Here is a 12,115-nt window from a genome sequence, read left to right as displayed (position 1 = left end):
CCCTGCCGGGCGTACAGAAGAAGATCGGAGCCCTGGCTCCGATCTTCTTGGTGGTGGCTGGAGGCAGACTCGAACTGCCGACCTAGGGATTATGAGACCCTCGCTCTAACCACCTGAGCTACCCAGCCATGAAGGAGCAGTGTAGCGCGAGGGTGGGCTTGCGTCTACGCCAGATCGTCCACGAGCACCACGATGAGGCGCTTGGGGCCGTGGACGCCGTAGGCGAGGGTCTGCTCGATGTCGGCGGTCTTGCTGGGACCGGAGATCATCAGGGCGTTGGGGGGCAGAGACCGGCCCCAACCCAAGGCCTTCACGGCGGACCAGAAGGTGTCGTGGATGGTGGAGGCGCGCAGCAGGGCGATGTGGATGGGCGGCACCAGGGACATGAGCCGCGGTTCCGCGGGTCCGGGCATCAGCAGGAGGCCGCCTGTTTCGGCCACGCCGCCCACGGTGCCGGTGAAGCCGGCATCCACGCCGTTGAACAGTTCCTCCTTGAAGGCCTCCACGGGGCGGTCGTAGGGCTTCAGCGCCGGCCCGCCGACGGGCCAGGCGGCGGCCAGGGCGGCGCCTGCCTCGCTGGCGGGGCCATATAGAAGGTTCTTCAGACCTTCGCGCTCGCAGAAGGCGCGGACGACGGCTGGCCAGTCCGCGGGGGTGGCTTCCAGGAACTCCGTATGGACCGCTTCCATGCCCTTGCGGAGCTGGGCGGGGCGCTGGGCTGCGGGCCACTGCCGGCGCTCGAGGACGGCGGTGTCCAGGTCGGGCAGGGGGCCTGAATCGCCGGAGGCGCGGAGGCGGCCGAGGATGGCGGTGCGGGGATCACTCATGGGGGACTCCCTCGGCGCGCATGCGCTCGCTCAGCGAACGGCGGGCCGGAACGGGTTTGGTGCGGGACTGGGTCCAGTTCCTGATCAGGGGCGCGTTGGCGGGCAGGGCCTTCCCGAAGCGCGTGGCGAACCAGGTGGCGACCCGGTACAGACCCGGGCGCTTGATCACGCCGGCCCACAGGCGCCAGGCCCAGTCCTCGGTGGCCGTGCGACCCGTCCCCTTGCCAGCCACCTTCGAGCCCAGGTCCTCGTGGGTCGCTTCCCGGCGCAGGCGCACCAGGATCTCGGGGATGGGGATCTCCACCGGGCAGACCTCGCCGCAGGCGCCGCAGAGGCTGGAGCCGTGGATGAGGTCGTGGCGCACGCCCACGCCTTCCATCTGTGGTGTGAGGATCTTGCCGATGGGACCGGGGTAGATGGCCTCGTAGGCGTGGCCGCCCACGCGGGTGTAGACGGGGCAGTGGTTCATGCAGGCGCCGCAGCGGATGCAGCGCAGCGTGGCCCGCAGCTGGGGATCCGCGTAGATCCGCGACCGGCCGTTGTCCAGGATGACCAGGTGGACTTCCTGGGGGCCGTCCTTCTCCTCCGCGCCGCGGGGGCCGGTGATGAGGTTGAAGTAGGTGCTCACGGCCTGGCCCGTGGCCGACCGGGTGAGGATCGAATAGAGCGGGGCCACGTCCTCGAGCCGCGCCACCACCTTCTCCAGGCCCATGACGGCGATGTGGATGGGGGGCACGTGGGTGCTCATGCGGCCGTTGCCCTCGTTCTCCACCAGGCACAGTGTCCCCGTCTCCGCCACGGCGAAGTTCACGCCGGAGAGGCCGGCGTCGGCGTTCAGGAACTTCTCGCGCAGCACCTTCCGGGCCATGGCTGTGAGCTCGTCCACATCCTCGGTGTACTTCGCGTCTTTGATCTTCTGGCTGAACTGCCGGGCGATCTGGTCTTTGTTCTTGTGGATGGCCGGCATGATGATGTGGCTGGGCGTTTCGCCGTCGAGCTGGATGATGTACTCGCCCAGGTCGGACTCCAGCGCCTCGATGCCGTGCTTCTCCAGGAATGCGTTGAGGTGCATCTCCTCGGAGACCATGCTCTTGCCCTTGACCATGGTCTTGGCGCCGCGGGCCTGGAGCAGGCCGAGGATCAGCTCGTTGGCCTGCTCGCAGGTCTCGGCCCAGTGCACCTTGATGCCGTTCTTGGAGCAGCTGGCCTCCAGCTGCTCCAGCAGCTCCGGCAGACAGAGGAGGCTGCGGGAGCGGATGGCCGTGCTGAGGTCGCGCAGGTCCTGCAGGTCCCGCGGGTCGGGGAACTGGGCCTTGCGCTTGGTGATGAGGCCGTCCATGGCGCGACGGAAGTTGGCCCGGAGCTGGGGGTCCTGCAGGGCCTTGGCGGCGGCATCCCTGAAATGGATTTCGTTCTCAGCGTGCACGGGTGCGCTCCCACAGGAATTCGGCGATGTGCTGGACCTTGAGCTTGCTGCTCTTGGCCTCCAGCGCGCCGTTCACGTTCATCAGGCAGCCGCCGTCCGTGGATAGGACGACGGAGGCTCCGGTGGCGGTGGCATCGGCGATCTTGTCCGCGACCATGGCCCCGGAGACTTCCGGATGGCGCACGGAGAAGGTGCCGCCGAAGCCGCAGCACTCGTATTCCCGGGCGAGGGGCGCCAGCTCCACGTTCGCGAGCTGGCCGATGAGGGCCTGGGGCTCGCCCTTCAGGCCCAGGTCGCGCACGGCATGACAGGAGCTGTGCCAGGTGACCTTCACGGGCTCGCCCAGGTCCTGCAGCTTCACGTCCAGCACGTCCACCAGGAACTGGGTCAGCTCGTAGACCCGGGCGCTGAAGGCGCGGACCTTGGCCTCGTCGGGCTGGCCGTGGAACAGCTCGGGGTAGTGGACCTTCATCATGCCCGCGCAACTGCCGGAGGGCAGGATGACGGGCAGGTCCTCGGGGAAGAGGGCCACCTGGGTGCGGGCCACCTCCCGGGCCTCCTCGAAGTAGCCGCAGTTGAAGGCAGGCTGGCCACAGCAGGTCTGGCCGTCGGGGAAGACGACCTCCACACCGGCCCGGCGCAGGAGCTGGATGCCGGCCATGCCCGCGTCGGGGAAGAACAGGTCCACGAGGCAGGTGCCGTAGAAGTAGACCCTCTTAGGCTTGGTACCGTTCACTTGGAGGCCTCCGGTCGGGTGGCGGATTCGAGAAGGTACAGGAAGCTACGATACACCTGGCCCGTGGATCGGGTCATGCCCACCTCGCAGGTGCGGCTACTGGCGTAGTAGCCGTCGAAGGCCTGCGCCTTGACCTCCCGCGCCTCGTGCTTGGTGGCCGAGGCCGTCAGCTCCGCATGGGTGAAGCCGCGGTCCCCGGCGAAGCCACAGCAGCCGGCATCGCGCGGCACCAGCACGTTATCCGCGCAGGCCTTGGCGACCCCCTCCAGCTTGGGCAGGAGATTCATCTTGGTGATGGAGCACACCGGGTGGAGGACCACCGAGTCGACCTTCTTCGTCACCCGCAAGCGGGGCAGCAGCACGTCATTGGCGAAGGAGGGGCTGTCGAGGATCTTCAGCTTGTCGAACTTCGCCTGGTTCTCGGGCGTGAGGTAGCCGCGGCTGGTGAGCACGCCATAGGTGCAGGGGCTGGTGTCCATGACGATGGCCAGGCGGCCCTGCTGGCTCCACTCCCAGAACTTCTCGATGGTGCGGTTGATCGTGTAGCGGTGGGCCTCGTCATAGCCCTTGGAGGAGAACGGCACGCCGCAGCAGGTCCCTTCCACGTCGAAGGGGATGTGGACCGGATAACCGGCCCGCTGGGACACCTTCACCAGGGCTTCCACCAGGCTCATCTCCTCGGGCTCGCCGGGCAGGTGGCCCATCATGCGGGAGAGGCAGGCGGGGAAGTAGATGGCCTGCGCCCCTTCCAGGGAGGTGGAGGGCAGGGGTGCTTTGGCCGGCTTGGGCATCTCCGGGCTCCACTGGTGGGAGGCACCGAAGGCTTTCATGATCCGGGTGATGAAGGGCATAGCCTTGGGGCCGAAGATGCTCTGCACCAGGTGGCCCGACCGGAGCGCCAGGCGCATGGCCGGCTCCACGGTGGCGAAATTGCGGGCCACGGACAGGGCGATCTTCTGGGCCCGGCGGCTGTGGCTGGCGCGGCGGAAGCGCTTGGTGAGCTGGCCGGTGTCGATGCCCACGGGGCAAGCCGTGGCGCAGAGACCGTCCGTGGCGCAGGTTTCCAGCGCCATGTAGGGGAAGGCCTCCTGGAGCGAGGAGAGCAGGGCGGGGTTCTCGCGGTTGCCCTCGAGGCGGGCCATCTCGCGGCGCACCACGATGCGCTGCCGGGGCGTGAGGGTCAGCTCGCGGCTGGGGCACTTGGGCTCGCAGTAGCCGCACTCGATGCACTTGTCGACTTCCTCCTCTACGCCGGGCATGGGCTTGAGGTTGGACAGGTGGCAGTGGGGATCGGCGTTGAGGATGACTCCGGGGTTCAAGAGCCGGGCTGGATCCACCAGGTCCTTCAGGCGCTCCATGACGCCCTTGGCCTCGGGACCCCACTCGGCCTCCACGAAGGGCGCCATGTTGCGGCCCGTGCCGTGCTCGGCCTTGAGGGCGCCGTCGTATTTCTTGACCACCAGCTCCACCACGTCGTCGATGAGGGCGGAATAGCGGTCCACGGCGGCCTGGTCGTTGAAAGACTGGGTGATGACGAAGTGCAGGTTCCCGTCCTTGGCGTGGCCGAAGAGGATGGCCTCGTCATAGCGGTGCTTGGCGAAGAGCTTCGTGAGGTCCACGGCGGCGTCCGCCAGCTTCTCGATGGGGAAGGCCACGTCCTCGATGAGCACCGTGGTGCCGCGCTGGCGCACAGCGCCTACGGAGGGGAAGGTGCCCGAGCGGATCTTCCACATGAGGGCCTGCTCCACGGGGTCGTGGGTGAAGCGGGCGGGCTCCAGCAGCGTCAGGTTGGCGGCGGCGTCCAGGGCCAGACGCTCCAGCTCAGCCCGGGCGGACTCGTCCTTGCCCTGGAACTCCACCAGCAGCGCGGCAGCGCCCTCGGGCAGGGTCTGGATGGTGGGGGGCACGCCGGCCTGGTTCTCCACGGAGCGCAGCGAGGCGCGGTCCAGCAGCTCCAGGGCCGCGGCGCCGGCGTCGCGCAGGGGCACGATGGCCGCGCAGGCCGCATGCAGGTCGGGGAAGATGAGGAAGCCCGTCACCTTGACCGGGAGATCGGGGACGGTGTTCAGCACGGCCTCGGCGATGAAAGCCAGGGTGCCCTCGGAGCCCACGAGCACGTTCCGGAAGATGTCCACGGGGCGGTCGAAGTCGATGAAGGCGTTCAGCGAGTAGCCGGTGGTGTTCTTCATCCGGTACTTGGCCCGGATGCGCTCGGCCAGGGGGCGGTTCGCCTCGATCTCGGCCTTCAGCTTCAGCAGACCCTCGGCCAGGGCCGGTTCGGCCTCGCGGAAGCGCTGGTCGGCATCGGGCGCGGCCGTGTCGATCACCGTGCCGGAAGGAAGCACGAAGGTCAGGGACTCCAGCGTGTGGTAGGCGTTCTGCACCACGCCACAGCACATGCCGCTGGAGTTGTTGTTGAGGATGCCGCCCACGGTGCAGGTGTTGATGGAGGCGGGATCGGGGCCCATCTTCGCGCGGAACATCCGCAGGGCGTGGTTGACGTGAGCGCCGATGACGCCGGGCTGCACCTTCACCTTGGCGCCGCCTTCCAACACCTGGATGCCGCGCCAGTTGCGGGCCACTTCCACCAGGATGCCGTCGGAGACGGACTGGCCGGAGAGGCTGGTGCCCGCCGCCCGGAACGTCATGGGGGTGCGGGTTTCGTGGCTGACGCGGAACAGGGACTTGACCTCTTCCACATCGGCCGCGAAGACCACCGCCTTGGGGATGAGACGGTAGAAGCTCGCGTCGGCGGCGAAGGCGATCAGGTCCACGGGGCGGTCGAGCACGCGGTCCGGCCCGACGATGGAGACGAGGGAATCCCTCAGGGAAGTGGCGGTGGCGGTACTCATGAGAAACATCCTCTGGGTCGGGGTATCGCGGAAAAAGGTCCCGCCGGCCTGCTGGGCGCGGCGGGACCCGGGTCTTACGTCAAGATGCCGCCCGGCCTACTTGGCAGGGGCGGGGGCGGGCAGGGTGGCCGGAGCGGCCGGGGCCGCCGGAGCAGGCGCGGTCACGGCGGCAGGGGCCGGAGGCAGCTGGGGCATCCAGTTGGCGGGCAGCACCTTCGCGTAGAGGAAGATCACGACGCCGACCATGGCCGCCAGGGCCAGGCTGTGGAAGAACACGTAGCGGAGGATGGTGCCTTCCTCGCCCTGCTGGTTGGTGGCGACGGAGGCCACCACGAGGCTCTGGGCGTCGATCATCTTGCCCATGACGCCGCCGGTGGTGTTGGCCGCGGCGGTGAGGATGGGATTCAGGCCCAGCTGCTGGGCGGTGATCTTCTGGAGGCCGCCGAACAGCACGTTGGATGAGGTGTCGCTGCCCGTCAGGGCCACGCCCAGCCAGCCCAGCATGGCGCTGAAGAAGGGGAAGAGGACGCCGGTGCTGGCGAATGCCAAGCCCATGGTGGCGTCCAGGCCCGCCGCCTTGGAGGTGAAGCCCAGGGCCAGCATGGCCGCGATGGTGAGCAGGGAGATCTTCACGCGGGCGACCGTCTTGCCGAAGATCTTGAGCAGTTCCACGGGGCCGAACCCGGCCAGCAGGCCGCTGCAGATGCCGGCGAGGAGGAGGCTGGTGCCCGTGAGGGAGAGCCAGTTGAAGGTCCAGACGGCGGGCTCCTTGGAGACCTTGGCCACGACGGGGGGAGCCTTCTGGACGTTGTTGTGGAGCAGGGGGATCTCGATGTTCTTGACGGTGTAGCCGTAGAGGAAGTTCGGCTTGTCCTTGGTGCCGCCGTTGAGGAAGGTCTTCACGTGGGGGGTGCCCCAGGCGAACACGAACAGGGACAGGAACACCCAGGGCATCCAGGCCTTCACGACCTTCCCGGTGCTGTGGCTCGGGCCGGACTCGTGGGCCTCCTCGCGCTCGTGCTCATAGCGCCAGATGGTCTTGGGCTGCCAGACCTTGAGGAACAGGACCAGGGCGACCATGGATACGATGGCGCCGATGATGTCCACCAGCCAGGGGCCGTGGAAGTTGCTCACCAGGAACTGGGTGATGGCGAAGCTGCCGCCGGCCACGAGGCAGGCCGGCCAGACTTCCAGCATCGCCTTGCGCCCGGCCATGGTCCAGATGATCCAGAAGGGCACGATCAGCGAGAAGAAGGGCAGGATGCGGCCCGCGGCGGCGCTCAGCATCTCGAGCGGCAGGCCGGTCACGCCGGCGAGGGCGAGGAGCGGGCTGCCCAGGGCGCCGTAGGCCACGGGGGCCGTGTTGCCGATGAGGGCGATGCCGGCGGCCTGGAGGGGACGGAAGCCCAGGCCGATCAGCATGGCCGCGGATATCGCCACGGGCGTTCCGAAGCCGGCCGCACCCTCGATGAAGGCGCCGAAGCTGAAGGCGATCAGCAGGGCCTGGATTCGCCGGTCGGCCGCCAGGCCGGCGATGGAGTGCTTCACCACTTCGAAATCGCCGGATTTCACCGTGATGTCATAGATGAAGATGGCGTTGAGCACGATCCAGCCGATGGGGAGCAGGCCGTAGAGGGCGCCGTGCACCGCGGCCATGCCCGCCATGCTCGCAGGCATGCGGTAGACGAGGACGGCCACCACGTAACAGGTGAGGAGGCCCAGGATGGCCGAATAATGGGCCTTCACGTGCTTGGCCAGAAAGCCCAGCAGGACGAAGACCGGCAACGCGGCCACCAGTGCGGAGAGAAAGATATTCCCCGCTACCGGGGAATAGACTTGGGTCCAGGGGGTCATGCTGCCTCCAGGGATGGGGGTAGGAGATGAAAAGGTAGAGTTTTGGAAAAGAGCCTGGCAGAAGCCTACAATGGGTCTAGTGGTCAGACCATACGCAAGAACCCGGTTTTTGATCACATTTCGCATCTCATTCGCTTTTCGTCACTTAGGATGTTAAGAGTATGGAACTTACCCCGATCAAGACCAAACGCCTCTACGAAGAGATCGTGGACCAGATCAAGCACCTCATCGCCGAGGGGAAGCTGAAGCCTGGCGACAAGCTGCTCGCCGAGCGGGACCTCGCCGACCGGTTCCAGGTCAGCCGGGCCTCCGTGCGCGAGGCCATCCGGACGCTGGAGATGCTCGGCATCATCGACATCCGGCCTGGCGAGGGCACCTTCGTCCGGGGCACCGAGACCGACGACATCATCCGTCCTCTGGCCATGTTCCTGGCGGTGGAGCGCAACTCGCTCCTCGACATGTTCGAGATGCGCCGGATCTTCGAGACCGCCACGGCCAGCCTGGCCGCCCAGCGGGCCACCTTCGAAGAGCTCGATCAGATCGAGTCCATGCTGGCGAACATGCGGGAGCGGCTCAACCTCCAGGATTCGGAGAAGGGCGAGGAGTTCGACGCCGCCTTCCACTACGCGGTGGCAGAGGCCACTCACAACAGCCTCCTGACCAAGCTCTTCAAGACGGTGTCGGAGGAGTTCGCCAAGGCCAACTCCGTGGCGCGTCGCCAGCTGTACCAGGACAACGTCCAGAACGCGCAAAGGATCATCGACCAGCACTCGGAGATCCTGCAGGCCATCCGTTCCGGCTCGCCCCAGAAGGCCTCCGAAGCCATGCTGGCGCACTTGAACTTCGCGGAAGGCGAACTGCGGAAGTGGATCGTCTGAGCCCGGCGGCGCCTGCGCGAGCCGCGAGGGCGGCGCGCGCAGATGGTGGCCCCGGTGGGGTTCGAACCCACGACCAAGCGGTTATGAGCCGCCAGCTCTGACCGCTGAGCTACAGGGCCGGGGCCAGTGTAGCAAACGTGGAGACAAGCCACCGGCGGCGCGGACCGAGAAGGGAAAGGGCACGGGCCAGGGCGGGGGATGAGGATGGAGAATGGGCTGGTAGCATGAACCCTTTGTTCACCACGCCATCGGAGCCGGAACCGTGAAGGACCAGAATCACGCCACAGGGGCCCTGGAAGCCGGACAGGCGGTGCTTGAGGCCGCTCAGGCCGCCCTCAAGGAACTGCGGGATACTTGGGATCCAGCCCAGGTGGATGACTGGTGCGGCAGCGTGTTGTCCCGCTCTGGCCGGGTGGTGCTCACCGGCATGGGCAAGTCTGGGCTCGTCGCCCAGAAGGTGGCCGCCACCCTGGCCTCCACGGGATGCCCGAGCCTGTTCCTGCATCCAGCCGAAGCCCTGCACGGAGATCTCGGGATGGTGACCCGAGAGGATTCCGTGCTGGCCCTGTCCAACAGCGGAGAGAGCGAGGAGCTCGTCCGGTTGCTGCCGAGCCTCGTCCGCCTGGGCACCCCGCTGGCGGCCATCACCGCCCGTCCCGAAAGCAGCCTGGGGCAGGCGGCCCATTGGACCTTCAGCTACCGGCTCCCTCAGGGCGAGGGCTGCCCCCTCGACTTGGCCCCCATGGCCAGCACGACCCTCCAGCTGATCTGGGGAGACCTCCTGGCCGCCAGCCTCATGTCCCGCCGGGGATTCACCCGGGACAGCTTCGCCTTGAATCATCCCGCTGGAAGTCTGGGAGCGAAGCTCATGAAAGTGAAGGCCTTGATGCACACAACCTGGCCCATGGTCCCGGCCTCGTCCGGATTGACCGAGGTGCTGCGGGCCATGACGGGAGGACGGCTGGGAATGACCAGCGTGATGGAGGGCCCGAAGCTCTTGGGCGTCATCACCGATGGGGATATCCGACGCGCCCTGGAAGGTGCGGAACGCGAAGGAAGGAATCCGCTCGACCTCCAGGCCCAGCAGATGATGACCCAAACTCCCGCGATGATCGGGGAGGACGCCCTGGCCCTGGAAGCCGCCAGTGACATGGAGGCCCGGAAGATCACCTTCCTCATGGTGGGGAAGCCGGATCGCCCCGTCGGCCTCATCCACATCCATGACCTTCTGGCAGCAAAGGTCTTGTGAGTGCCAGCTCCGGTTTTCAGTTTGGTTTAAGGTTACATAATATACATTATCGAAAGTTAAATCTGGACCTCGAGTGCCCTCCGTTCTGACCCGATACATCCTCCGCCGCTGGACGACCCCTTTCTTGGGGGCGCTCTTCTTCTACGGGTTCCTCCTGGTCTCGTGGGAGATGATCGCCATCTCGCGGGAGATCTTTTCCCAGGGTGCCCCCCTGCGGTGGATGTTCCCCCTTCTCCTTCTGTCCCTTCCGGAAACCTTTTCCATGGTCCTCCCCATGGCGGCCGTGCTCGGAGGCCTGCTGGGAACGCAGCAGATGATGGAGGGATCTGAACTGGTCGCGGCTCAAGGGCTCGGCGCGGGACGCCGGACCTGGTCCTTCCCCTGGCTGATCATGGCCTGCGGCCTTCTGTTTCTGGCCTCCTTCAATGCCCACTTCCTGGTGCCGGCATCGGCGGGCCTCCAGCAGACCCTGCGCCAAAAGATGTCCGAGGAGGCCAAAGCCAGATTCCTTCGCCCCGGGAGTCCGCCGTGGCATCCCCCGGGTTCCCCGGACACCGCCTTTTGGGTCGCTGAGAACGGCCAGATCCATCTGATGGAATCAACGCCCCAGGGCACCCAGCACATGACCGCCTCCCGGATGACCTACGCGCTGGAGAACACCCTGTCGGGAAATTCGGAGATCCGACTCCATCTGTCGGATCTCCAGGGCGTGCTGTTCCAGTCGTCCGGGGATGGCAGCGTCATCCATCTGAGGCAGGAACAGCAGATCCTCCGGTTCGCCATACCCTCAGGCCCCCGCCTTCTCGCTCCGGTCCCACTGAGGTACGAGTCCTCCCGGGCCCTGATGCAGATCTACCGGGACCCGGCGGTTCCGGACGCCCAGCGCCAGCAATCGGCCCTGGAGCTCAGCCGTAGGCTCACCCTCCCGGTGGCCGGCATCGCCCTGCTGCTCATGGGCATCGCCTTGGGCTTCAGCCATCCGAGGTTCTACCGCGGCGGGGCCGTCATCAAGAGCCTGGGTGTGATCCTCGCCTACTACTTGTTGATGAAATATTTTGAAAACACGATTTTGAGCGGAAAAGTTAAATCGATATATCCAACCCTTTTGCTTCCCATCCTCTTTCTTGGAGCCGGCTGGCTGATCCTCACCCATCGGCTTTCACCTCACCGGACCCGTCGGGGCACCCTCTCTCGTTGGCTTCGTCCATTGGCTCGCGCCCTGCACCTGACCCCCTTGCATTCGCATTGGTCGGCCACCAAGGCTTCGGTTCTCTGCTGGATCCATGGTCAGGGGACGCGGCGCGGCATTTTCCGGCACTGGTCCACCCTGGCCTGGTGGCGCAATTGGGGCATGACCCTGGGCAGCCTCCTGGCGCTGGACCTCCTCATCGAGTTCTCCAACCTCGCGGGAGACCTGTCGAAGAACAACATCCATCTGTTTGTTTTCATTAAATACTGGATCTGGAATCTTCCGCCATTCCTGGAGGTCGCGTTCCCGATCTCTTTCCTCCTGGGCAGCATGCTCGCCCTCTCTGAAGCCGCCCTCAACCGGGAATGGCTGGCCATCCGTGCGGGCGGGGTCAGCCTGCTCCAGTGGATCTGGGCCAGTCGTTTCGCCTGGGGCGCGGTGGTCCTCGCCACCTTCCTCCTCCAAGCGGGCCTGGCCCCGCTGGCCAGGACCCAGGCCCGAGCCCTGTATCAGCGGATCCTGCAGCGGCCCAGTGGATCGTCCTCATCCACGCCGTGGATGTACCTCGGCTCCACGGGAGTCCTGTGGCACCTGGCCCCGGAGGCCCGGTGGGGATTCCCCTTGAAGGCTCCGGGAGAAGCTCCCATCCTCCTCCGCTGGCAGCCCGGCGCCGAACGGTCGGAGGCGCTGGCCTGGGGAGGATCCCATCTGGTGGCCGGTCCAGCCACCCAGGACCTCTTCCCGGATCGGGCCCTCCGGACGGCCCCCTCCGCGGCTGAAGCCTCGACCCTCGACCTGATCCAATGGCAGCGGTGGGCGCCGGATCCCGAGCGCTCCTATCTGCTGTGGGGCCGTCTCCTGGGCTGGCTGGCTGGGCCGCTGCTCGTCCTGGCCATGCTCTCCTATACCTTCCCGGGCCCCCGTGGAGGACGCGGCCAGGCCATCGGAGCCGGGCTGGTCAGCGGGCTCGTCTTCTTCGGCCTCCAGACGTTGTTCGGCGGTGCGGCCAGAGCCTCCGAAATGCCAGCCTATTGGGGGCTCCTGGCTCCCTACCTTCTCCTGGGCGCCGGCGCCCTGCTCCGCGTGTCGAAGCTGCGGACCTGA

At 66.7% G+C, this 12,115-nt stretch carries 8 protein-coding genes and 2 tRNA genes; 3 read left to right on the top strand and 7 right to left on the bottom strand.

Translation table 11 applies throughout. The annotated features are described in order from the left end of the window. Positions 1 to 51 precede the first annotated feature (51 nt). The 6 genes from MLE64_RS02675 to MLE64_RS02650 all read right to left on the bottom strand — a co-directional run bounded on the left by MLE64_RS02675 (position 52) and on the right by MLE64_RS02650 (position 7,695). Positions 52 to 128 (bottom strand) — tRNA-Met (locus MLE64_RS02675). Between the two features lie 36 nt (positions 129 to 164). Then, on the bottom strand, positions 165 to 827 hold the full coding sequence (locus MLE64_RS02670) for a LutC/YkgG family protein (RefSeq protein WP_243315555.1): 663 nt from the start codon (positions 825 to 827) through the stop codon (positions 165 to 167). Next, entirely contained in the window at positions 820 to 2,253 is a 1,434-nt protein-coding gene (locus MLE64_RS02665; RefSeq protein WP_243315553.1) for a LutB/LldF family L-lactate oxidation iron-sulfur protein, read from the bottom strand. The genes MLE64_RS02670 and MLE64_RS02665 overlap by 8 nt, the downstream gene beginning before the upstream one ends. Continuing rightward, positions 2,243 to 2,989 (bottom strand): (Fe-S)-binding protein, encoded by a 747-nt coding sequence (locus MLE64_RS15935; RefSeq protein WP_243315550.1) that lies wholly within the window; start codon positions 2,987 to 2,989, stop codon positions 2,243 to 2,245. Before MLE64_RS15935 ends, MLE64_RS02665 begins: the two co-directional genes overlap by 11 nt. Beyond that, complete coding sequence (locus MLE64_RS02655) at positions 2,986 to 5,841, bottom strand: FAD-binding and (Fe-S)-binding domain-containing protein (protein WP_243315548.1); 2,856 nt, start codon at positions 5,839 to 5,841, stop codon at positions 2,986 to 2,988. Before MLE64_RS02655 ends, MLE64_RS15935 begins: the two co-directional genes overlap by 4 nt. 96 nt (positions 5,842 to 5,937) lie before the next feature. Beyond that, entirely contained in the window at positions 5,938 to 7,695 is a 1,758-nt protein-coding gene (locus tag MLE64_RS02650; protein WP_243315546.1) for an L-lactate permease, read from the bottom strand. 161 nt (positions 7,696 to 7,856) lie between these two features. Between MLE64_RS02650 and MLE64_RS02645 the strand changes: the two genes are divergently transcribed. Beyond that, positions 7,857 to 8,573: a FadR/GntR family transcriptional regulator gene (locus tag MLE64_RS02645; RefSeq protein ID WP_243293666.1), complete on the top strand. Its 717-nt coding sequence runs from the start codon at positions 7,857 to 7,859 to the stop codon at positions 8,571 to 8,573. A 43-nt stretch (positions 8,574 to 8,616) separates the two neighbouring features. On the opposite strand, the gene MLE64_RS02640 is transcribed toward MLE64_RS02645, so the two are convergent. Further along, positions 8,617 to 8,692: transfer RNA gene (locus tag MLE64_RS02640), tRNA-Ile, on the bottom strand. A gap of 143 nt (positions 8,693 to 8,835) precedes the next feature. Here MLE64_RS02640 and MLE64_RS02635 point away from each other — a divergent pair. Both MLE64_RS02635 and MLE64_RS02630 read left to right on the top strand, forming a co-directional pair. Continuing rightward, the gene (locus tag MLE64_RS02635; RefSeq protein WP_243315544.1) at positions 8,836 to 9,822 is read left to right on the top strand and encodes a KpsF/GutQ family sugar-phosphate isomerase; all 987 of its coding nucleotides are present in this window, start codon (positions 8,836 to 8,838) and stop codon (positions 9,820 to 9,822) included. 73 nt (positions 9,823 to 9,895) lie between these two features. Beyond that, on the top strand, positions 9,896 to 12,115 hold the full coding sequence (locus MLE64_RS02630) for an LptF/LptG family permease (RefSeq protein ID WP_243315542.1): 2,220 nt from the start codon (positions 9,896 to 9,898) through the stop codon (positions 12,113 to 12,115).

Origin of the sequence: Geothrix paludis (assembly GCF_022808815.1) — a bacterium.
In the GTDB taxonomy this organism is placed as follows: domain Bacteria; phylum Acidobacteriota; class Holophagae; order Holophagales; family Holophagaceae; genus Geothrix; species Geothrix paludis.
This window is presented reverse-complemented; position numbering and strand designations above follow the sequence as displayed.

Bases quoted from the DNA above. Each gene is read 5' to 3' on its own strand.
- MLE64_RS02670 (WP_243315555.1), bottom strand. From the start codon at position 827: ATGAGTGATCCCCGCACCGCCATCCTCGGCCGCCTCCGCGCCTCCGGC.
- MLE64_RS02655 (WP_243315548.1), bottom strand. From the start codon at position 5,841: ATGAGTACCGCCACCGCCACTTCCCTGAGGGATTCCCTCGTCTCCATC.
- MLE64_RS02650 (WP_243315546.1), bottom strand. From the start codon at position 7,695: ATGACCCCCTGGACCCAAGTCTATTCCCCGGTAGCGGGGAATATCTTT.
- MLE64_RS02645 (WP_243293666.1), top strand. From the start codon at position 7,857: ATGGAACTTACCCCGATCAAGACCAAACGCCTCTACGAAGAGATCGTG.